This is a genomic window from Kribbella sp. NPDC026611, assembly GCF_040638345.1.
Taxonomy (GTDB): domain Bacteria; phylum Actinomycetota; class Actinomycetes; order Propionibacteriales; family Kribbellaceae; genus Kribbella.
The window spans coordinates 147,235-167,301 of record NZ_JBEZYC010000011.1; the positions used below are offsets into that span (position 1 = coordinate 147,235).

20 protein-coding genes are annotated in these 20,067 nt (G+C 68.0%); 13 read left to right on the top strand and 7 right to left on the bottom strand.

All coding sequences use genetic code 11. The features are described 5' to 3' along the window. Window positions 1-67: 67 nt before the first annotated feature. Together AB0E69_RS35400 and AB0E69_RS35405 are read left to right on the top strand one after the other, a co-directional pair. A complete protein-coding gene (locus AB0E69_RS35400) occupies window positions 68-3,856 on the top strand; it encodes an AAA family ATPase (RefSeq protein ID WP_360156612.1) in 3,789 nt (1,262 codons plus the stop codon). After that, window positions 3,853-5,532, top strand: a complete 1,680-nt coding sequence (locus tag AB0E69_RS35405) for a GTPase (RefSeq protein WP_360156615.1) — start codon at window positions 3,853-3,855, stop codon at window positions 5,530-5,532. The genes AB0E69_RS35400 and AB0E69_RS35405 overlap by 4 nt, the downstream gene beginning before the upstream one ends. Window positions 5,533-5,545: 13 nt before the next feature. On the opposite strand, the gene AB0E69_RS35410 is transcribed toward AB0E69_RS35405, so the two are convergent. Then, a complete protein-coding gene (locus tag AB0E69_RS35410) occupies window positions 5,546-6,133 on the bottom strand; it encodes a TetR/AcrR family transcriptional regulator (RefSeq protein WP_360156617.1) in 588 nt (195 codons plus the stop codon). A 102-nt stretch (window positions 6,134-6,235) separates the two neighbouring features. On the opposite strand from AB0E69_RS35410, the gene AB0E69_RS35415 reads away from it, so the two are divergent. After that, entirely contained in the window at window positions 6,236-6,724 is a 489-nt protein-coding gene (locus tag AB0E69_RS35415) for a hypothetical protein (protein WP_360156620.1), read from the top strand. A 1-nt stretch (window position 6,725) separates the two neighbouring features. Continuing rightward, on the top strand, window positions 6,726-7,691 hold the full coding sequence (locus tag AB0E69_RS35420; protein WP_360156623.1) for an aldo/keto reductase: 966 nt from the start codon (window positions 6,726-6,728) through the stop codon (window positions 7,689-7,691). A gap of 17 nt (window positions 7,692-7,708) precedes the next feature. Here the strand turns inward: AB0E69_RS35420 and AB0E69_RS35425 are convergent, their stop codons facing one another. Together AB0E69_RS35425 and AB0E69_RS35430 are read right to left on the bottom strand one after the other, a co-directional pair. Continuing rightward, on the bottom strand, window positions 7,709-8,326 hold the full coding sequence (locus AB0E69_RS35425; RefSeq protein WP_360156626.1) for an SRPBCC family protein: 618 nt from the start codon (window positions 8,324-8,326) through the stop codon (window positions 7,709-7,711). 78 nt (window positions 8,327-8,404) lie between these two features. Next, window positions 8,405-8,890 carry a single-stranded DNA-binding protein gene (locus AB0E69_RS35430; protein WP_360156629.1) on the bottom strand — a complete coding sequence of 162 codons (486 nt, stop codon included), beginning with the start codon at window positions 8,888-8,890 and terminating at the stop codon, window positions 8,405-8,407. A gap of 114 nt (window positions 8,891-9,004) precedes the next feature. Between AB0E69_RS35430 and ettA the strand changes: the two genes are divergently transcribed. The 4 genes from ettA (at window position 9,005) to AB0E69_RS35450 (ending at window position 12,208) form a co-directional block, all read left to right on the top strand. After that, the gene (ettA, locus tag AB0E69_RS35435; protein ID WP_360156632.1) at window positions 9,005-10,687 is read left to right on the top strand and encodes an energy-dependent translational throttle protein EttA; all 1,683 of its coding nucleotides are present in this window, start codon (window positions 9,005-9,007) and stop codon (window positions 10,685-10,687) included. Window positions 10,688-10,788: 101 nt separating this feature from the next. Then, window positions 10,789-11,115, top strand: coding sequence for a metalloregulator ArsR/SmtB family transcription factor (locus AB0E69_RS35440; RefSeq protein WP_360156635.1), 327 nt, complete (start codon window positions 10,789-10,791; stop codon window positions 11,113-11,115). After that, window positions 11,112-11,591, top strand: a complete 480-nt coding sequence (locus AB0E69_RS35445) for an SRPBCC domain-containing protein (protein ID WP_360156638.1) — start codon at window positions 11,112-11,114, stop codon at window positions 11,589-11,591. The genes AB0E69_RS35440 and AB0E69_RS35445 overlap by 4 nt, the downstream gene beginning before the upstream one ends. After that, the gene (locus tag AB0E69_RS35450) at window positions 11,588-12,208 is read left to right on the top strand and encodes a dihydrofolate reductase family protein (RefSeq protein WP_360156641.1); all 621 of its coding nucleotides are present in this window, start codon (window positions 11,588-11,590) and stop codon (window positions 12,206-12,208) included. The genes AB0E69_RS35445 and AB0E69_RS35450 overlap by 4 nt, the downstream gene beginning before the upstream one ends. On the opposite strand, the gene AB0E69_RS35455 is transcribed toward AB0E69_RS35450, so the two are convergent. Together AB0E69_RS35455 and AB0E69_RS35460 are read right to left on the bottom strand one after the other, a co-directional pair. Continuing rightward, window positions 12,192-13,058: an aminoglycoside phosphotransferase family protein gene (locus AB0E69_RS35455; protein ID WP_360156644.1), complete on the bottom strand. Its 867-nt coding sequence runs from the start codon at window positions 13,056-13,058 to the stop codon at window positions 12,192-12,194. The genes AB0E69_RS35450 and AB0E69_RS35455 overlap by 17 nt on opposite strands. Before the next feature lie 40 nt (window positions 13,059-13,098). Further along, window positions 13,099-13,539: a MarR family transcriptional regulator gene (locus AB0E69_RS35460; RefSeq protein WP_360156647.1), complete on the bottom strand. Its 441-nt coding sequence runs from the start codon at window positions 13,537-13,539 to the stop codon at window positions 13,099-13,101. A 73-nt stretch (window positions 13,540-13,612) separates the two neighbouring features. Between AB0E69_RS35460 and AB0E69_RS35465 the strand changes: the two genes are divergently transcribed. After that, a complete protein-coding gene (locus tag AB0E69_RS35465) occupies window positions 13,613-14,983 on the top strand; it encodes an NAD(P)/FAD-dependent oxidoreductase (protein WP_360156650.1) in 1,371 nt (456 codons plus the stop codon). Between the two features lie 42 nt (window positions 14,984-15,025). On the opposite strand, the gene AB0E69_RS35470 is transcribed toward AB0E69_RS35465, so the two are convergent. Further along, complete coding sequence (locus tag AB0E69_RS35470) at window positions 15,026-15,484, bottom strand: MarR family transcriptional regulator (protein ID WP_360156978.1); 459 nt, start codon at window positions 15,482-15,484, stop codon at window positions 15,026-15,028. Window positions 15,485-15,623: 139 nt separating this feature from the next. Between AB0E69_RS35470 and AB0E69_RS35475 the strand changes: the two genes are divergently transcribed. Further along, window positions 15,624-16,193 carry a YceI family protein gene (locus AB0E69_RS35475; protein WP_360156653.1) on the top strand — a complete coding sequence of 190 codons (570 nt, stop codon included), beginning with the start codon at window positions 15,624-15,626 and terminating at the stop codon, window positions 16,191-16,193. Window positions 16,194-16,236: 43 nt separating this feature from the next. Here AB0E69_RS35475 and AB0E69_RS35480 read toward each other — a convergent pair whose 3' ends face one another. Continuing rightward, the gene (locus AB0E69_RS35480) at window positions 16,237-16,836 is read right to left on the bottom strand and encodes a TetR/AcrR family transcriptional regulator (RefSeq protein ID WP_360156656.1); all 600 of its coding nucleotides are present in this window, start codon (window positions 16,834-16,836) and stop codon (window positions 16,237-16,239) included. A 95-nt stretch (window positions 16,837-16,931) separates the two neighbouring features. Between AB0E69_RS35480 and AB0E69_RS35485 the strand changes: the two genes are divergently transcribed. From AB0E69_RS35485 to AB0E69_RS35495, 3 genes are read left to right on the top strand one after another with little or no spacing between them, the layout of a single operon-like run. Continuing rightward, window positions 16,932-18,077: an acyl-CoA dehydrogenase family protein gene (locus tag AB0E69_RS35485; RefSeq protein ID WP_360156659.1), complete on the top strand. Its 1,146-nt coding sequence runs from the start codon at window positions 16,932-16,934 to the stop codon at window positions 18,075-18,077. Window positions 18,078-18,089: 12 nt separating this feature from the next. Next, window positions 18,090-19,310, top strand: coding sequence for an acetyl-CoA C-acetyltransferase (locus AB0E69_RS35490; protein WP_360156662.1), 1,221 nt, complete (start codon window positions 18,090-18,092; stop codon window positions 19,308-19,310). Continuing rightward, window positions 19,310-20,062: an SDR family oxidoreductase gene (locus tag AB0E69_RS35495; RefSeq protein WP_360156665.1), complete on the top strand. Its 753-nt coding sequence runs from the start codon at window positions 19,310-19,312 to the stop codon at window positions 20,060-20,062. The genes AB0E69_RS35490 and AB0E69_RS35495 overlap by 1 nt, the downstream gene beginning before the upstream one ends. Window positions 20,063-20,067: the final 5 nt, after the last annotated feature.

A 20,067-nucleotide genomic window follows, 5' to 3' on the forward strand; every position in this document is an offset into this window, starting at 1 on the left:
ACGGGGATGACGATGACTTTGCTTCTGCGCTGTCCGACCGGGCACTCTGTGCTCGTGGGCGGACGCCGTGGCTGACATCAGGTCAGCAGCAGGTGAAGGTTCGGAGCCTCAGGTTCCGAGCCAGGATCAACCTGCCCAGGAGCTGGCGAACCTGATCGCCCAGTCACCCCCCAAACGCACCTTCTGGCGCCGACGCCGCAAGTCGTCCACCCCCACAACACCTGAGCCGACCCAGCCCTCCACGTCGACCAACGCGGAGGAGCCGGGAGAGTCCGCAGTAGCTGACGCCTCAACTGCTACGAACAAGCAGTCCACCAAGTCCTTGGACGGCACCTCCGACACGCCCGGCAAGCCCTCAGACGTCCCCGCGGCCGAGGACGCGTCGGCTGCCGAGTCTGACGCGTCAGCAGACAACGGAGCGCAGGCGCCGAAGCCAGCCGAGCCGGAGAAGGCCGAGGCAGACGACGCCGCACCAGCCGCCGGCGAATCGACGGACGACGCGGTACAGGCAGCCGAGGCACCGGCCGAGGACGCTGCGCCCCTGGCGGACGCCGCGTCAGCCGAGGACGGCGCGGCTGCCGGGAACGCCGGGCCTGCGGCGGAGGCAGTGTCAGCCGAGGACGGCGTGGCTGCCGAGGACGACGTACCTGCGGGCGAGGCCGAACCAGCAGGCGACGCATCCAATGACGACGCATCCACCGAGGACGCACCTGCTGAGGACGCATCGACCGGCGATGCATCCGCTCAGGACGGTACCGTCGCGCAGGCCGACGAGCCTGCTGAGCGGCCGCGGCCGACTGTTGGTGTTGTCTACGAGCCGGACGAGTCGCCGGACGGGTTTCCGCTCGAGTACGGCAACATCATCGTTGGTCTTCCCAAGGGCCCCGACGACGCGGCGACCGAGCCCGAGGACGCGGCCGATAAGCCGGGTGCCGCCGGGACCGCGGTGGCTGAGGGTGGCGAGACGCCGGAGGTTGAGGTCGGCGGAGCTGCCGTGACTGAGCCGGGCGACGAAGCCGAGGCTGACTCGGCGGCCGAAGAGACGTCAGCGGCTGAGGCTGACGTAGCTGCGGTTGAAGAAGCTGATGCTGACAAGGCGCCGGTAGACGCGGGGGACGAGGCCCCGGAGGTCAAGGGCAGCGGGAACGCGGCGCCTGAGGATGGCGACGGGGCTGAGGCTGCTGAGGAGTCAGCGGTTGCTGCGGACCCGGCTGCGGTTGAGGACGGTGTGCCGGCTGGGGATGAGGCGGCCGCTGAGGGTGCTGAGCCGGCTGAGGGTGTGGCTCGGGGCTCTGGTGGCTCGGTGGACGGGGCCGGGGAGTCGGGTGCTGAGGGCAACAACAGCTCGGCTGACGAATCTGGTGAGCTCTCCGGCGACGACTCTGCAGGTGGGACGGCCGAGGAGGTCGGCAGCTCTGGGGATGAGTCGACCGAGGACGCTGGCAAGTCGATGGAGGGCTCGGCGGGCGGTCCGGCGGATGAGGTGTCAGGTAGCGCCGTGGATGGTGCGGATGACGCGAACGGCGACTCCGCTGACTCCGGCGACTCCGGCGAGGCCGCTGACTCCGGCGAGGCGGTGAAGGCTGACTCGAGTGCGACCGGCGCCGAGTCCGACGCGGCCGGACGGAACTCACAAGCTGCGGCTGACGACCCCGAGGCTGCGGCAGGCGAGAGCGTCGCCGAGGGGGCGACCTCGGCGGACGGCTCCAGCGACGGCTCGGACGAGGATTCCGGCGAAGGTTCCAGCGACGGCTCTAACCAGGGTGCCGGCGAAGGCTCTGGCCAGGGTGCCGGCGAAGGCTCTGGCCAGGGTGCCGGCGAAGGCTCTGGCCAGGGTGCCGGCGAGGAGTCGGGCGAGGTTGCTGGCGACGGATCGGGCGAGGCTTCCGGTGAAGGCTCGAGCGATGGATCCGGCGAGGGCTCGAGCGAGAGTTCCGGAGAAGGCTCGACTGAGGGTTCCGGCGAAGGTTCGAGTGAGGGCTCTGGCGAAGGTTCGAGTGAGGGGCCTGGCGAGGATTCCAGCGCAGGCTCTGGCGAGGGTTCCGACGAGGGGTCTGGCGGAGGCGCCAGTGACAGCTCCGGCGAAGGGGCTGGTGAGGGTGATTCGCGGGAGTTGACGGCGGAGGAGCTGGCTGAGCGGTTGGCGGCTGAGCAGGCTGCTATGGCTTTGATTACTGCTTTGATGAAGTTGCGGGGGGCTTTGGCGGGGAGTGGGTTGCCGCTGGAGGTGGTGGGGGCTGATGAGGCTCGGCAGCAGCAGAAGGGGATGTTGGATCAGCTGGATGACTACCTGCTGCCCCGGCTGGTGCAGTTGGAGGCTCCGATTCTTGCCGTGGTCGGTGGGTCTACGGGGGCTGGGAAGTCGACGCTGGTCAACACCGTGATCGGGAAGGTTGTCAGTGAGCCGGGCGTGTTGCGGCCTACGACGCGGTCGCCGGTGCTGATTCATCACCCGGCGGACGCGGACTGGTTCGTGGGGGATCGGGTGCTGCCGGGGATGGCTCGGACCAGTTCCGAGCAACCGGGCGGGACCGAGGATCCGGGGCAGTTGCGATTGGTTGCGTCTGACACTGTGCCTCGTGGGCTCGCGATCCTCGACGCGCCGGACATCGACTCCGTCGTCGAGGCCAACCGTGACCTCGCCACCCAGCTGCTCGCGGCGGCCGACCTCTGGCTGTTCGTCACCACCGCGGCCCGGTACTCCGACGCCGTCCCGTGGGACTTCCTGCAGAGCGCGTCCGACCGCAGTACGGCGGTCGCGGTCGTCCTCGACCGGGCTCCGGGCGAGACCATCGACGACATCACCGGCCACCTCGCCCAAATGCTGCTCGAACGTGGGCTCGGCGAGTCGCCGCTGTTCTCCATCCAGGAGACCGTTGTCGACAGCAACGGCATGCTCCCCGCCGAGTCCGTTGCCTCGATCAAGGACTGGCTCGTCGACCTGGCCGCCGACGCGGAGGCTCGCGCGGCAGTGGTACGCCGTACCCTGCAGGGCGCCGTCTCCGCGATGGTGAAGCGGACTCCGTCGTTCGCGGACGCGGTCCGCGCTCAGGCCGAGACCGCGATCGAGCTGCGGTCGACCGTGGAGTCGGCGTACGACCAGGCCGTCAAGGACATCGCCAAGGCTTGTCAGGACGGGACGATGCTGCGCGGCGAGGTGCTTGCCCGGTGGCAGGAGTTCGTCGGCACTGGCGAGCTCCTGAAGGGCTTGCAGTCCAACGCCGGCCGGTTGCGCGATCGCCTGAAGAACTCGCTCGGCAACAAACCCGCGGAGACCCGCGACGTCAGCGACGCCATCCAGTCCGGTCTGGAGTCGCTCCTTCGCGAACACGCCGCAGCCGCTGCCGAGCGCGCCGAACAGGCCTGGCAAGCGAGCGCTCCCGGTCGCCAGCTGCTTGCCGCCGGTGGACCTGAGCTGGGCGGTCTGTCGGAGGACTTCCCGGCCGGAGCCGAGCGGGCCGTCCGCGAGTGGCAGACGTTCGTGCTCGACCTGATCCGGAAGGAAGGCGGCAGCAAGAAGTCGACCGCCAAGATCCTGGAGTACGGCGTGAACGGGCTCGGGCTCTCGCTGATGGTGGCGACCTTCGCCAGCGCGGCGGGCATCCCGAAGGGTGCCGAGGCCAGCGCCGGAGTCGGCAGCGCGGTGGTCGGGCAGCGGCTGCTGGAGGCAGTTTTCGGCGAGAAGGCGGTTCACGGGCTGGTCGAGAAGGCAGGAGAGGACCTTGACGGTAAGGTTCATGCCCTGATGGATGCCGAATTCGCCCGCTATCTGGCTGTCCTTGACCAGCATCCGGTCGACGCCGAGGCCGCCAGGCACCTGACCGAGGCCGCGCGCGCGGTGGAGGACTGCACGTGACGGAAACAGTGGATACGGTCGAGGCCCCGGTGCGGGGCGCGACCGATGTCCTGAAGAAGATCGACGCACTCGAGGCGGCGGCGAAGGCCGGTGACGGCCGGCTCGACCCGGTGGTGCTCACCGAGGCCACGCAGATCGTCGACCGCGCCGGGCAGCGCTTGCGGATGTCGGGTGAGCTGACCGTGGTCGCGCTCGCCGGTGCCACCGGCTCGGGCAAGTCGTCGCTGTTCAACGCATTGACCGGGCTCGACCTGGCCGCGATCGGAACGCGCCGGCCGACCAGCTCGATGCCGCTTGCTTGCGTCTGGGGTGACGAACCGGCCGGTGAGGTGCTGACCTGGCTGGGCATCCCGCGCCGGCACCAGGTGCAGCACCGGAGCTCGCTCGAGGAAGCGCACTCCGAGGACCTCGACGGCCTCGTCCTGCTGGACCTCCCCGACCACGACTCGACCGAAGTCGAGCACCGGCTGATCGTCGACCGGCTGGTCGAGTTGGTGGACCTGCTCGTGTGGGTCGTCGACCCGCAGAAGTACGCGGATGCCGCGCTGCACAATCGGTACATCAAGCCGTACGCCTCACATTCCGGCGTGATGGTGTTTGCGCTGAACCACATCGACAAGCTGACGCCGGACCAGCGGAAGAGCTGCCTCAACGACCTGGACCGCCTGCTGAAGACCGACGGTCTGAAGTCTCCGACCGTGGTGGCGACCTCGGCTGTCAGCGGTGACGGTCTGGAGGAGGTGCGTGGTCTGCTGGTGAAGCGAGTCAGCAACAAGCGCTCCGCCCGTGAACGCCTCTCCGCCGACGTCGACCGGGTCGCGGACCGGATGGCGAGCCAGTGTGGCGATGCGAAGACGCCGGAGATCGCCGACGACGACGTCACCGAGCTCGTCGACGCCCTCTCGGACGCGAGCGGCCTGACTGTGGTCTCGGACGCCGTACGGCGCTCGTACCTGCAGCGCGCCCGTGCCGCGACCGGGTGGCCGTTGACCAAGTGGGTCGGGCGACTCCAGCCCGATCCGTTGCGACGACTGCACGGCGATGACGTTTCTCGCCAGCAGGGCAAGGCGTTGCGGAAGTCGGCGTCGTCCGAGGTCGCGATCGCCCGTACGTCGTTGCCTGCGGCAACTCCGGTGCAGCGGGCGCGGATGGATGCCGCGGTCCGCGCGATCACGAACAAGGCCGCGGAGGGGCTGTCCCGGCCGTGGGCCGACTCGGTGCGGTCGACGATCCGGCGCCGGGAGGAGTCGCTCGGTGACGAGCTCGACCAGGCGGTCGCGCGCACGGACCTTGGGACGTCCAACAATCCCGGCTGGTGGAACGTCGCCCGGATCGTGCAGTGGCTGCTGTTCCTGATCACGCTCGGCGGTGCGGCCTGGTTGATCGCACTGCTGGTCGCGCGGATCGCCGACCTGAACGATCCGCCGCTGCCGGAGTGGAACGGCATCCCGTACGCGTGGATCATGCTCGTCGGCGGCGCCGTGCTGGGTGTTGCGGTCTCGGTCGTCTGCCGGTTGTTCGCGGCGAACGGCGCGCTTCGCCGCTCTCGCCAGGTAGCCAAGGCGTTGCGCGGCGAGCTGGAGAAGGTTGCCGACAGCCACGTTGTGACCCCGGCCAGGGATGAGCTCGCGGCGTACACCACCTGCCGCGACAGCCTGGCCATCGCCCGCAGCTGACTCCCGCGTCGGCTCAGCCGGCTGGTGAGCTGCTCGGGCTACCGGGGTCGAGGGCGGCCAGGTTGTGGAGGCCGGCGCGGATTCGGTCGATGGGTAGGTGCTGTTCGGCGTTGAGGTACTCGACGACGTCGGCCCGCAGCGCGGTGAAGACGACGTAAGCGAGGTACTTGCTGTCGCTCGCCGGATGCACTGCGCGCAGGCGTCGATCCAGTTCGTCGATCCAGAACTGACTGGCCGAGTTCGCGTAGTAGGCGTGCGGGCGGCGGTTCTCCAGCGCGCGGATGAGAACGCGGTTGTCGAGAACGAAGTCGAACAATGCGTCGAGGTAGGCGTGCAACTGGGCCGCGGGCGTCCCGCCGGGGCCGAGCGGGGGCGCTCCGGTGCGAAGAGCGTCCCGTAACGCCGCAACCTTCGGGGCCAGCACGGCTTCGACGAGTCCGTTGAGGTCGCCGAACCGGCGCAGCACGGTCGCCTTGCCCACTCCGGCCGTCTCCGCGATCCGCGCGAGTGTGATGCTCCCTGGCTCGTGCCGTTGGTAGAGCTCTTCCGCCACGGCGAGGATGGTGACGCGATTACGTGCCGCGTCTGCGCGCTCTGCCATCTGGCTCCTCCTCGGAAACGATCTCCTTGCCTAAGTGGACCGCTGGACCGTATCGTAGCGGGGGTTAAGTGGACCAGCGGACCGTTTGGCGGTGGTGGGTAGATGGACGAGGTGGCCAGCCAGCGATTGGTGGCGCTCGCGGCGATCGATGGACTACGGGAGAGCCCGGTGTCGCCGTACCGCGACGGGCGGCCGGTGGCTCGGGTCATCGAGGTCGTGGGGCGGGTAACCGGTGAGCCACGGCCGTTCGGGGTCAATGTCACTCGGATCAACGGACACCTCTATGTCTGTTCGGCGACGCGGGAGCGGGACTGGGTGCGCAACTTGCTGGCGGCGCGGCGATGCCGGATCGAACGGGACGGTCCGGGCGGCGCCGACTCCGAGCGGGTGCCGGTGCTCGTGGTGGGACGTGAGGCGGCGGTTGCGTTGGCGACGTACCTGCCGCAGAGCGGGTACCACGATCCGTTGCTGCCCTTTGAGGAGGGAGCCTCGGTCGACGAGATCGAGCGCTGGGTCGACAGTGTCGCGGTCTTCAGGCTGGATCCTGCCGAGAGCGACCGAACCGATTGCCTGATGAAGGGGGAGGTCTGAGATGGAGCAGGTGACTCTTGCGGACGGCGGTGCCGGTCTCGACGTCAGCTCGTTGTGCCTCGGCACGATGTACTTCGGGACGACGATCGACGAAGACCGTGCGTTCGCGATCCTCGACCGCTTCGTCGAGGCAGGCGGGACGTTCATCGACACTGCCAACACCTACTCGTTCTGGGTGCCGGGTGGGACGGGAGCCGAGAGCGAGCAGCTCCTGGGGCGCTGGCTCGCGTCGCGGCGTACTCGTGATCAGGTTGTCCTGGCCACGAAGGTCGGAGCCTTGCCCGATCCGCCGGGTGCGTCCTGGCCGGAGTCCGCGGAAGGGCTGTCCAGCAAGGTGATCGAGGCGCAGGCTGTGGCGAGCATGCGCCGGCTGGGCACCGACTACCTCGACGTCTACTACGCGCATATCGAGGATCGTCGTACGCCGTTGGCGGACACGGTGGCCGGTTTCGGTGCACTGATCGAGCGGGGAACGGTCCGGATCGCCGGATGCAGCAACCACGCGGCCTGGCGGATCGCCACGGCGCGCGAGGTTGCCAAGGCTGGCGGGGTGCCTGGCTTCAGTTGCGTACAGCAACGGCATACCTATCTCCGGCCGAGACCCGGGTCGGACTTCGGCGCCAACCCGCCGGCGAGTGAGGAGTTGCTGGACCTGGTGCGCACCGAGCCAGAGCTGACCTTGCTCGGGTACTCCGTGCTGCTGTCCGGCGCGTACAGCCGGGCGGACCGCCCGGTGCCTGAGCAGTACGCCACCGAGGAGAACCGGCGCCGGCTCGGAGTGCTCGGCGAGGTGGCGCGGGAGCTCGGTGCGACGCCCAATCAGGTCGTCCTCGCCTGGCTCCTGCGGGGCGATCCACCGGTGCTGCCGATTCTGGGGGTCAGCTCGGTTCGTCAGCTCGAGGAGTGCCTGGGCGCTCTCGACCTCGAGCTCGACGAAACGCTCGTCGAGCGGCTTGATGCGAGCTGATCCGGATGGACTGTGGGTTACAGCTCGGCGTCGGGGGCGAACTGGGCCATGGAGAGCTTGGCGGCGGAGAGTAGGTCGCCTTCTGAGGTGGTGCCCGAGGCTCGGACGGTTTCGATCCAGGTTCGGACGCACTGTTCGTTGTACTTGACGACTTCCGGGGAGTTGGCCATCTCCCTCGGGTCGGCGTCGGCTGGGAGCTCGCCGTTGACGTAGAGCGCGAGGCCGAGGAGAGCGCCGTCCCAGCCGGGGCCGACCCAGAGCGCGCCGGCGCCGCCCGGGGCGGGGGCTTCGCTCATCGAGTGCTCGAGCTCGAGGTCCGTCGACGTACCCGAGCCGGGAGTCAGCCGGATCTCCAGGAGGCTGGTCGGGCCGCCGAAGGTGACGCGGAACCGCTTGGGTGGTTCGCATTCCAGGATCTCGCCGCCGGCGTTGCCCTCCAGTTCGAAGGTGCCGCCGACCTCGAGGTTGCCGGTCACCGGCATGAGCCAGCGCCGCATCCGCTCCGGGGTTGTGAGCGCATCCCAGAGCTCTTCCGGGGTGGCGGTGTACGAGCGGCGCATCACGACCGACACGGTCTCGCCGGTTCTGCTGACCTCGCGCTGGACCGCGTTGATGTGCTCGAGCAGGTCGATCACGGGTGGTTCCCTCTCCTGGTGGACTCTGGTCGTGAACAGAATGCCGGGCCGCGCTTATATAAGTCAACACTGAGGTAGTCATGCGGCCTCCGCGGACAGGGGGAGTGGTGTGACCGGGTATTCCTCGGTGGGGAAGGGGGCTGCGGTTACCTCGGCCGGCGCGGCTTCGGCCGGCGTGAAGGGGAAGGATTCGGTGCGGGGTGCGTGCTTGGTGAACGTCGTCGTGCCGCGGCTGAGGTCGTGGCCGAGGGAGAAGGCTTCGAGGATGACTCGGCTGTGCTGCTCGCCGGCGTCATCGGTCCATTCGTGGGTTCTCAGCCGGCCGGTCACGATGACGGGCTGGCCGATGCGGATGGACTCGAAGGCGTTCTGGGCCAGGCTTCGCCAGCACTGGACCGTGAACCAGGTGGTCGGCTTGTCGAGGTACTTGCCCAGAGTCTTGTCGAACTGACGCGGGGTCGAGCCGAGTCTGAAGGAGGTCTGCGGGGTCTGACGAAGCTCCTTGAAATCGGGATCGCTGCCGACCCATCCCAGGACTGTGAGGTAGGTATCTCCGAGGCTCATCTTCGTCGCCTTCCGTTCGGTGGGGCGTGGGTTGTCGACAGAGAAGATGCACGGATCGTGGGTGCGGTGGACGCCCGAGTTCGTGGCTGTGGAGAAAGCACATAGGCTCTACGTATGGCGGAATTCATCTACACGCTTCGTAACGTGCGGAAGGCGCATGGTGACAAGGTCGTTCTCGACAACGTCACGTTGAACTTCCTGCTCGGCGCGAAGATCGGCGTGGTCGGGCCCAACGGCACCGGTAAGTCCTCGCTGTTCAAGATCATGGCGGGGCTCGACCAGCCCTCCAACGGTGAGGCGCGGCTGGCCGAGGGCGCGACGGTGGGGATCCTGCTGCAGGAGCCGCCGTTGACCGAGGGCAAGACAGTGCTGGAGAACGTGCAGGAAGGGGTCGGCGACACCAAGCAGAAGCTGGACCGCTTCAACGAGATCTCCGCCGAGCTGGCCGACCCGGACGCGGACTACGACACCCTGCTGACCGAGATGGGCGACCTGCAGACCGAGCTCGACCACCGCAACGCATGGGACATCGACGCGCAGCTGGAGCAGGCGATGGACGCGCTGCGTTGCCCGCCGCCGGAGGCGCTCGTCGACAAGCTCTCCGGAGGTGAGCGGCGTCGGGTCGCGCTCTGCAAGCTGCTGCTGCAGCAGCCCGACCTGTTGCTGCTCGACGAGCCCACCAACCACCTGGACGCCGAGTCCGTGCTGTGGCTGGAGCAGCACCTGCAGAAGTACCCGGGCGCCGTCATGGCGATCACCCACGACCGGTACTTCCTGGACAACGTCGCCGAGTGGATCCTCGAGCTCGACCGCGGCCGCACGTACGGCTACGAGGGGAACTACTCGAAGTACCTCGAGACCAAGAAGGCGCGGCTCGTCGTCGAGGGTCAGAAGGATGCGAAGCGGCAGAAGATCCTGGAGCGCGAGCTCGAGTGGGTTCGGTCGAACGCGAAGGCCCGGCAGACCAAGAGCAAGTCGCGTCTCGCGCGGTACGAGGAGCTCGCCGCCGAGGCCGAGCGCAACCGCAAGCTGGACATCGACGAGATCAACATCCCGCCGGGTCCGCGGCTGGGCAGCACGGTCCTCGAGGTCAACAAGCTGGTCAAGGGCTTCGGTGACCGCACGCTGATCGACGGTCTGAGCTTCTCGCTGCCGCGGGCCGGCATCGTCGGCATCGTCGGTCCGAACGGCGTCGGCAAGTCGACCCTGTTCCGGATGATCGTCGGCGAGGAGCAGCCCGACGCGGGTTCGCTCAAGCTCGGCGAGACGGTCAAGATCTCGTACGTCGACCAGTCCCGCGGCGGCCTGGACCCGAAGAAGACGGTCTGGGAGCAGGTGTCGGACGGGCTCGACTTCATCAAGGTCGCGAACTTCGAGATGCCGAGCCGGGCGTACGTCGCCTCGTTCGGGTTCAAGGGACCGGACCAGCAGAAGCCGACCGGCGTGCTGTCCGGCGGCGAGCGGAACCGGCTGAACCTGGCGCTGACACTGAAGATGGGCGGCAACCTGCTGCTCCTCGACGAGCCAACCAACGACCTGGACGTCGAGACCCTGCAGTCGCTCGAGGACGCGCTGCTCGAGTTCCCCGGCTGTGCCGTGGTCGTGTCCCACGACCGGTGGTTCCTGGACCGGGTGGCGACGCACATCCTGGCCTGGGAGGGTACGGACGAGGACGAGGCGAAGTGGTTCTGGTTCGAGGGCAACTTCGCGTCGTACGAGGCGAACAAGGTCGAGCGGCTCGGCCCGGAGGCGGCCCGCCCGCACCGGGTCACGCACCGCAAGCTCACCCGCGACTGACCTACCGCGCCACCGAAGGGCCCCAAGCACGCTTGGGGCCCTTCGTCGTTCCTGACAGTTAGCCCTTGCGCTAAGTATCGGGTCAGGCAATACTTAGCCTCATGGCTAACCATCAGGAGATCGACGGTGTGTTCGTCGCACTGGCCGATCCCACTCGGCGCCGGGTGATCCGGCGGCTCGGCCACGGCCCGACGAGTGTCGGCGACCTCGCGGCCGAGTTCCCGATCACGCTGCCGTCGTTCATGAAGCATGTCCGGACGCTCGAGTCGAATGGGCTGATCCGCACGGTCAAGACCGGGCGGGTCCGTACCTGCGTGCTGAACCGCGAGCGGCTCGAGCTGGTCGACGGCTGGCTTGCCGAGCAGCGTCGGATCTGGGAAGGCCGCACCGATCGGTTGGAGCAGTTCGTCGTGGAGGAGGAGTCGTGAGCGAGTTCGATCCGGAGCTGGACCTGCGGGTGGAGCGGGTGATCCGGGCGCCCAGGGAGCGGGTCTGGGCGGCGTGGACCGAGCCGGGCAAGTTTGCGCGGTGGTGGGTGCCGGCGCCGACTGTCTGTCGGGTCGAGCGGCTGGAGGTGCGGGCCGGGGGCGGGATTGTGACGTGGATGAGTGAGGACGGCCAGACCTTTGAGCCGCACCTGGATGCGAGCTTCTTGCTGGTGGAGGAGCTGGAGCGGTTGGTGTGGACGAATGCGATCAACAGCAGTTGGCGGCCGGTGGAACCTGAACCGTTCGTGATGACGGCGGAGGTGGTGTTTGCCGATCATCCCGAGGGGACGGACTACCGAATCGTGGTGCGACACGGGAGTGCGGTGCAGCGCGCGCGGCACGAGGAGATGGGGTTCGCGGACGGCTGGGGATCGGTCACCAAGCAGTTGGCCGCGGTCGCGGAGGGGGAGCTGTGAAGCTGGTACTCACGCAGTTCGTGACGCTCGACGGGGTGAGCCAAGGGCCGGGGTCGGCGACCGAGGACACGAGCGGCGGCTTCACGCGGGGAGGCTGGCTGGTGCCGTACATCGACGAGATGTTCGTACGGCGGGCGGTCGAGGGGCTGCGGCTGGCCGATGGACTGCTGTTCGGGCGGCAGACGTACGAGGCGTTTGCGCGGGACTGGCCGCGGATCACGGACCCCGGTGATCCGTTCACGGGGTTGATGAACTCGCTGCCGAAGTACGTCGTGAGCACGACGCTGGACGAAGGTGATTGGGAGCCGACGACCGTGCTGATGACCCTGGAAGGTGTTGAAGAGCTGAAGCGACGGCCGGGTCGGGAGTTGCAGGTGCAGGGGAGTGCGCGGCTGGGCCGCAGCCTGCTCGAGGCCGGCCTGGTGGACGTCGTGCGGCTGGTGGTTGCGCCGACTGTGGTTGGCAGCGGGCGGCGGTTGTTCGAGCATCCGGTCGATGCGGTTGGGCTCAAGTTGACGCAGCATGAGGTGACGCCGAGCGGTCTCGCGTTGCTCGAGTACGAGACCGTCGGCGTGGCGCCTGTGGGGGAGTATGAAGGGGTTAGTGCGTTTGTTTGAAGTCGTCGAGGACCGTGTCGATGACGCGGAAGTCCTCGGTGATGAGGGCCTTCCAGAGGGTCCAGGCGCGGGCTCGGGACCACATGGCGGCGTCTTGGGTGACGGCGGAGCGGAAGGTTGTGCGGGATGAGCCGGTGAAGAATGTGTAGGCGATCACCAGGTCGCAGGCTGGGTCGCCGACGCCGGAGGTGCCGAAGTCGATGACCGCGGACAGCTTGCCGTCCTGGACCAGTAGGTTGCCGTGGGCGATGTCGCCGTGGAACCAGACGGGCGGGCCGTCGTACGGCGACGCGAGTGCGGCTGCCCACACCTCAGCGGCCAGGTCGGTGTCCGTCCGGCCCTTCAACATCGTCAGCGCTTCGACGGTTTCGTCGTGGTAGTGCTGGAGGGAAGCGCCACGGTAGAAGCTGTGGGCGCCGGCGAGCGGCCCGCCAGCAGTGTCCACGGACTGCAGAGCGAGGATGAAAGCTGCGATCGACCGGGCGAAATCATCCAGATCGCCCACCGTGTCGTACGAAGCTGTTTCGCCGGAGATCCAGCGCCGGATGGCCCAGGGATGTGGATAACCGAAGCCCGGCGCTCCCTTGGCCACGGCGGTCGGGATCTCGACCGGCAGGTGCGGTGCCAGGACCGGAAGCCAGGTGTGTTCCTTGTCGATCGCGGCGACGTAGGACTCGGCGGTGGGGAGGCGGGCGGTGAGGCCGCTGCCCAGGCGGTACGTGCGGTTGTCCCAGCCGTCGACCTTCACCGGCGTCACCGGCAGGTCGGCCCATTGCGGGAACTGCTGCGCCACCAGCCGCCGTACCAGCTCTGCGTCGATGCCTGCCCGGCCGTCCTGAGGTGATGTCACCGCAGCAGCTTCCTCAACACCCCCGGCGCCCTCAAACGGTTTAGCCCTGGGCTTCAGCGACCGAGTCGGTGAGGAACGCCAGGATCGTCCGCAGCTCGTCGTCGCTGCGCGACGCCAGGACCCCCTGCATCCGCTCGGCCTGCTCGGCGTACAGCGGCACGAACGTCTCCTGGATCGCCTCGAACGACGGCGTGATGACGACCTTGCGGCGATCGCTGGCGTCGGGCCGGCGGGTGACGAAGCCGTGCGACTCGAGCCGGTCGATCACGCCGGTGACCGTCCCCGAGGTCAGGCCGGTGCGCTCGGAAAGCTGCCGCGGCGTCAGCGGGCCGTACGCCTGGAGGAGCGTCATGAACTGCGAGTCGCTCGCGCCCAGACCGACCTTGGCGGACACGGCGTGGTTGTACAGCACCACCTCGGCGATGAAGCGGATCATCCGCTGCTGGATCTCGCCGGTGAGCTCTTCACGAGTACTGGTCATGGTCCGCCTCAGCATAGGGCTTGCATTTATCTCGGATTTCCAAGATACTCGGATCAACGAGATACTTGAAGGGATGAGAGAAATGAAGGTACTGGTGATCGGTGGTGGGACCGGCGGGCTGGCGCTCGCGCACGGCCTGAAGCGGGCCGGGATCGGTGTCACCGTGTTCGAGCGGGACGCGCTGCGGACCGACGGGCTGCACGGCTACCGGGTCGGGATCGACCCGGACGGCAGCCGGGCGCTGCACGCGTTGCTGCCGAAGGACCTCTACGACACGTTCGTCGCAACCAAGGCGCGCGACCCGAAGTACTTCAACATGCTGACCGAGGACCTCAAGGAGGTGCTGTCGATGGAGATCGAGGCGTCGACGGACCCGGTCGAGAGCGAGAAGTCGATCAGCCGGATGACGCTGCGGCAGGTGCTGCTGACCGGCCTCGACGACGTGGTCGAGTTCGGAAAGGAGTTCACGCGGTTCGAGCAGCAGGGTGACCAGGTGACTGCGTACTTCGCCGACGGGTCGAGCGCGACCGGTGACCTGCTGGTGGCCGCCGACGGTTCGGGCTCGCGGGTACGGCGTCAGTACCTGCCGCAGGCCAGGACCGAGGAGACCGGGATCGTCGCGATCGCCGGGAAGCTGCCGATCACCGAGGAGAGCGCGAAGCTGGTCTCGCCGAAGGTGTTCGAGGGCATCTCGATCGTCACCGCACCGCGCGGGTTCGCCTGCATCCTGCACGTGATGGAGTTCCAGTGGGACCGCGACGGGAACGTGAAGCACGGTATCGGCGGCAACACCGAGGACCTGATCCGGCACTGGCCGGGCCTGCAGTTCGACAACACCCGTGACTACATGAACTGGGGCCTGTCGGCGACCAGGGACAAGTTCCCGGCGAACATCATGGAGCTGCGTGGTCAGGAGCTGATCGACGTCGCGCTGAACGTGACGCCGGACTGGAGCCCGAACCTGCGCCGCCTGTTCGAGCTGACCGATCCGGGCACCTGCTTCCCGGTGAACATCTGGACCTCGGTCCCGCTCGACCCGTGGGAGTCCTCGAACGTCACGCTGATCGGTGACGCGATCCACACCATGACGCCGGGCCGTGGCGTCGGCGCGAACACCGCGTTGCGCGACGCGGTGAACCTGTGCCGCGAGCTCATCGAGGTCCGCGACGGCCGCAAGGAGCTGGTCCCGGCCGTGCACGAGTACGAGGCGAAGATGATCGAGTACGGCTTCGACGCGGTGCTCAAGTCGCGGGCGCAGATGACGTCCGACGACCCGGTCCACAAGCCGGTGGTCGGCCGCGTGGCCCTGGCCGGCATGCGGACGGCGATGCGCACGATCAACCACCTGCCCCCGGTCAAGCGGCGGATGCGCGACAAGATGATGGCCTACCGTGGCGCCGACCGGGACGAGCTCGCGCTCGAGATCACCCCGGCCGCGCACTGATCAGCCGGCCCGCCAGGACGGGCCGGCGATCAACGGAAGGCGTCAGCGCTGGCCGATGTGCTCCGCGACGGAGTCGAAGACACGGCCGACCGCGGCGAAGTCCTCGGGGGTGGCGAGGTCGACCAGGTTCTCCCGGACACCCTCCACGTGGTACGGCGCCGCCTGCTCGAGCAGCGCGAAGCCGGCGTCGGTGAGCTCGGCCCAGACGCCGCGCTTGTCGCTGGTGCACGACGTACGGCGCACCAGCTCGGCAGCCTCGAGGCGGCCGACGGTGTGGGTCAGGCGGGACCGGCTCTGGTGCAACCGGTCGGCCAGGTCGGCCATCCGGAGTCGTCGGTCGGGGGCCTCGGACAGCCGGACCAGGATCTCGTAGTCGTTGATACCGAGACCGAACCGGCGCAGGTCGTCGTCGAGCTTGGCCATCAGGCGTGCGGTCCCGAGCAGGTACGCACGCCACGCCACCTGCTGCTCGGCGTTCAGCCACCGAGTCTCAGTCGTCATCGTCACGAGAACAGTGTACCGGGAATGTAGTTGACTTTTAAACCGTTACTGCCTACTGTCGTAGCAACGGTTGAAGTTTTAACTATTAGACCCAAGGCTGCGTCGCCCCCATCCGTACGCACCTTCCCGAGAGGACCTCATGAGCGACACCACGACCGGCACCCCGACCAGCAGCATCCCCGGCCTGGTCGCCGGCACCTACACCCTCGACACCGCGCACACCGAGATCGGTTTCACCGTCCGGCACCTGATGACCAAGGTCCGCGGCGTCTTCAAGGACTTCAGCGGCGAGATCCACGTCAAGGACTCGATCGAGGAGTCCAGCACCAACGTCGTCGTCGAGCTGGCGTCCGTGCACACCCGCAGCGAGCAGCGCGACGGGCACCTGCGCTCCGGCGACTTCTTCGACGCCGAGAACACCCCGAAGATGACGTTCGCGAGCACCGCGATCAAGGCCGAGGGCGACGACTACGTCCTGGCCGGCGAGCTGACCATCAAGAACGTGACCAAGCCGGTCGAGCTCGCGGTCGAGTTCCTCGGCGTGGACCAGAACGCCTACGGCCAGACCATCATCGGCTTCGAGGCCTCGACCTCGATCAGCCGCAAGGAGTGGGGCATCGACTTCAACGTCCCGCTCGAGGGCGGCAAGCTGCTGATCGGTGACAAGGTGGACATCCACCTCGACGTCCAGGCCGCGCTGCAGGCCTGACGCACCCGGACAAGAGCCCGCATCCCCGTGGATGCGGGCTTTGTCATGCCTGGACCATCCGGTGCGCGAGGTCGGCGTACAGCTTGCCGAGCGCCCACGGGTCACCCCGGTGCGGCGTGTACCACCGGGCCACGTCGATGGACAGCGAGAGTACGGCGAGAGTCGTGCCGGGCGGGTCGCTGACGGCGAACTCGCCGGCGGTGACCCCGTCCGCGAGGACCTGTTCGATCTGGGCCGAGATGGCCCGGCGGATCGTCGCCACCTCGGCCAGGTGCTCCGGGGAGAGTGCGGCCAGCTCGTACTGAACGACTCGGGCGATGGTGTGGTGCTCCGCGTGCCAGGCGGTGAAGGCGGAGACGAGCGAGCGGAGCCGGTCCGACGGGGTGGCGCCGTGGTCGGCGGAACGCAGTACCTCCAGTGCCGACTTGTGGCCGTAGAGGCTGATCTCGAAGAGCAGGTTCTCCTTGGACGGGTAGTGCACGTAGAGCGCGGCCGGGCTCATGCCGGCCCGGGAGGCGATGTCCCGGGTGGTGGTGGCCTGGTAGCCGCGCTCGGCGAACGCGTCGACGGCGCCGGTCAGCAGCCGGCGTGCGGCGGCCGGTTGGACATGCTCCCAAACCAGGGGACTGGTGACTGCGGACACGTTGACACCATGCACCGAACGCGTGAAGCTAAGCAAGCGCTTAGTGACAGCGATCAACGCGAGAGTGCCACCAATGGACCCGGGGAGGCCCACCGATGGAGCGCACGATCTTCAACGAGGACCATCACGCCTTTCGGGCCAGTGCCAAGGAGTACTGCGACCGCTCGCTGGTGCCGCGGATGGAGCAGTTCCTCGAGGAAAAGACGATCGACCGCGCGGCCTGGCTCGAGGCCGGCAAGCAGGGGTTCCTCGGGCTCGACGTCCCGGAGGAGTACGGCGGTTCGAGCGTCGGCGACTACCGGTTCAACCAGGTGTTCGCCGAGGAGGTCTCGAAGGTCTCCGCGTCGCTCTCGAGCTGCTTCGGCATCCACTACGACTGCTGCGCGCCGTACTTCGTCGACCTCGGGACCGAGGAGCAGAAGCAGCGCTGGCTGCCCAAGTTCTGCTCCGGTGAGTACGTCGCCGCGATCGGCATGACCGAACCCTCGGGCGGTTCGGACCTGGCCGCGCTGAGAACGACCGCGAAGAAGGCCGACGGCGGCTGGGTGCTGAACGGGTCGAAGACCTTCATCACCAACGGCGACATGGCCGACCTGGTCATCGTCGCCGCCCGCACCGACCCGGAGCGTGGCGCGAAGGGCATCACGCTGTTCGTCGTCGAGGAGGGCATGCAGGGCTTCGCCCGCGGCCGCAAGCTCGACAAGGTCGGCCAGACCGAGTCCGGTACGTCGGAGCTCTTCTTCGAGGACCTGTTCGTCAGCGACGACAACGTGCTCGGCGAGGTGAACCGCGGCTTCATTCACATGATGGAGCGGCTGGCCCAGGAGCGGATCGGGGCCGCGGTGTCGAACATCGCGCACGCCACGCAGATCCTGGACGAGACGATCGAGTACGTGAAGCAGCGCAAGGCGTTCGGCCAGCCGGTCGGCTCGTTCCAGTACAACAAGTTCCTGATCGCCGAGCTCGTCACCAAGGTCGAGGTCACCCAGGCGTACGTCGACAACGGCGTGGTCGCCCACGACGAGGACCGGCTGACCGCGGTGGACGCGGCCAAGACCAAGTGGTGGAGCGCGCACGTGCAGAACGAGGTACTGGACGCGTGTGTGCAGTTGCACGGCGGCTACGGGTACATGAACGAGTACCGCGTCGCCCGCGCGTGGCGGGACGCCCGGGTGACGAAGATCTGGGCCGGCTCGAACGAGATCATGAAGGAACTCATCGGCCGCGACCTCGGCCTGTAGAAGGGAACCTCAGTGCCTGAAGCAGTCATCGTGTCGACGGCCCGCTCGCCGATCGGTCGCGCGAACAAGGGGTCGCTGACCACGATCCGGCCGGACGACCTCGCCGTGCAGATGATCCAGGCCGCGGTCGAGAAGGCCGGGCTGACCGGCGACCAGATCGAGGACCTGGCGCTCGGCTGTGCGGAGCCGCACGACGAGCACGGCGGCAACATGGCTCGCCGAGTCGCGGTCCAGCTCGGCTGGGACAACACGCCGGCGACCACGGTGAACCGGTTCTGCGCGTCGTCGACGCAGACCGCGCGGATGGCTTTCCACGCGATCAAGTCGGGCGAGGGTGACATCTTCGTCAGCGCCGGCGTCGAGTGCGTGTCGCGGTACAAGAACTTCGGTTCGGCCGGGGTCGGCGATCCGAGCTCGTTCAACGAGGTCTTCACCGACGCGGTCGCGCGGACGGCGAAGTACGCCGAGACCAACGAGACCTGGCACGACCCGCGCCTGGACGGGCAGATCCCGGACATCTACATCGCGATGGGCCAGACCGCGGAGAACGTCGCGACGCTGCGCGGCATCAGCCGCGAGGACCAGGACCTGTTCGGCGTCCGCTCGCAGAACCTGGCCGAGAAGGCGATCAACAACGGCTTCTTCGAGCGCGAGATCGTGCCGGTGACGCTGCCGGACGGGACCGTGGTCAGCAAGGACGACGGACCGCGCGCCGGCACCACGCTGGAGAAGGTCAGCCAGCTGAAGCCGGTGTTCCGGCCCGACGGTACGGTCACGGCCGGCAACTGCTGCCCGCTGAACGACGGTGCGGCCGCGGTCGTGATCATGAGCGACACCAAGGCGCGCGAGCTCGGCCTGACCCCGCTGGCGCGAATCGTGTCGACCGGTGTCAGCGGTCTGTCGCCGGAGATCATGGGCCTCGGTCCGGTCGAGGCGTCGAAGCAGGCGCTGGCCCGGGCCGGGATGAGCATCAACGACATCGACCTGGTCGAGATCAACGAGGCCTTCGCGGTCCAGGTGATCGGTTCGGCCCGCGAGCTCGGTATCGACGAGGACAAGCTGAACGTGCACGGCGGCGCGATCGCGCTCGGCCACCCGTTCGGGTCGACCGGCGCGCGGATCATGACCACGCTCGTCAACGGGCTGCAGTTCGAGGACAAGCAGTTCGGCCTGGAGACCATGTGCGTCGGCGGCGGCCAGGGGATGGCCGTGGTTCTGGAGCGCCTCAGCTGATGACCATGGAGGGTCGTACGGCGATCGTCACCGGAGCCTCCCGCGGCATCGGGCTGGCGGTGGCGCAGCGCCTGGTGGCTGACGGCGCACAGGTGATCGTCACGGGTCGGAACAAGGAGGCGCTCGACGAAGCGGTCGCCACGCTGGGCGGTCGCAAGCATGCCCTGGGCATAGCGGGCAACGCCGCGGACGCCTCGCACCGCGGCGCAGTAGTGGCCGCAGCCGTAGCGACGTACGGGTCGGTGGACCTGCTGGTGAACAACACCGGCATCAACCCGATCTACGGCAACCTGCTCGACGTCGACCAGACGGTCGCGGCCAAGATGGTGGACACCAACGTGCTGGCCGCGATCGCCTGGGTGAAGGCCTGCCGGGACGCGTGGATGCGCGCCCACGGCGGTGCCGTCGTCAACATCTCCTCGATTGCCGGCCTCGGACCCTCGCCGGGGATCGGCTGGTACGGCGCGACCAAGGCGATGCTGTCCCGGGTCACGCAGGAGCTCGCCGTCGAGCTCGCGCCGGAGATCCGGGTCAACGCCGTGGCCCCGGCCGTGGTCAAGACCAAGTTCGCCGGAGCCCTCTACGAAGGGCGTGAGGACAAGGTCGCCGCGACGTACCCGATGAAGCGACTGGGTGTGCCGGAGGACGTCGCCTCGCTGGTGTGGTTCCTGCTGTCCGACGAGGCATCGTGGATCACCGGCCAGACCATCACCATCGACGGCGGCCTCACCCTGAACGGCGGAATCGCCTAGGGCTG

Bases quoted from the DNA above. Each gene is read 5' to 3' on its own strand.
- AB0E69_RS35495 (WP_360156665.1), top strand. From the start codon at position 19,310: ATGACCATGGAGGGTCGTACGGCGATCGTCACCGGAGCCTCCCGCGGC.
- AB0E69_RS35485 (WP_360156659.1), top strand. From the start codon at position 16,932: ATGGAGCGCACGATCTTCAACGAGGACCATCACGCCTTTCGGGCCAGT.
- AB0E69_RS35415 (WP_360156620.1), top strand. From the start codon at position 6,236: ATGGACGAGGTGGCCAGCCAGCGATTGGTGGCGCTCGCGGCGATCGAT.
- AB0E69_RS35440 (WP_360156635.1), top strand. From the start codon at position 10,789: ATGGCTAACCATCAGGAGATCGACGGTGTGTTCGTCGCACTGGCCGAT.
- AB0E69_RS35420 (WP_360156623.1), top strand. From the start codon at position 6,726: ATGGAGCAGGTGACTCTTGCGGACGGCGGTGCCGGTCTCGACGTCAGC.
- AB0E69_RS35460 (WP_360156647.1), bottom strand. From the start codon at position 13,539: ATGACCAGTACTCGTGAAGAGCTCACCGGCGAGATCCAGCAGCGGATG.
- AB0E69_RS35475 (WP_360156653.1), top strand. From the start codon at position 15,624: ATGAGCGACACCACGACCGGCACCCCGACCAGCAGCATCCCCGGCCTG.
- AB0E69_RS35410 (WP_360156617.1), bottom strand. From the start codon at position 6,133: ATGGCAGAGCGCGCAGACGCGGCACGTAATCGCGTCACCATCCTCGCC.
- AB0E69_RS35470 (WP_360156978.1), bottom strand. From the start codon at position 15,484: ATGACGACTGAGACTCGGTGGCTGAACGCCGAGCAGCAGGTGGCGTGG.
- ettA (WP_360156632.1), top strand. From the start codon at position 9,005: ATGGCGGAATTCATCTACACGCTTCGTAACGTGCGGAAGGCGCATGGT.
- AB0E69_RS35465 (WP_360156650.1), top strand. From the start codon at position 13,613: ATGAGAGAAATGAAGGTACTGGTGATCGGTGGTGGGACCGGCGGGCTG.
- AB0E69_RS35430 (WP_360156629.1), bottom strand. From the start codon at position 8,890: ATGAGCCTCGGAGATACCTACCTCACAGTCCTGGGATGGGTCGGCAGC.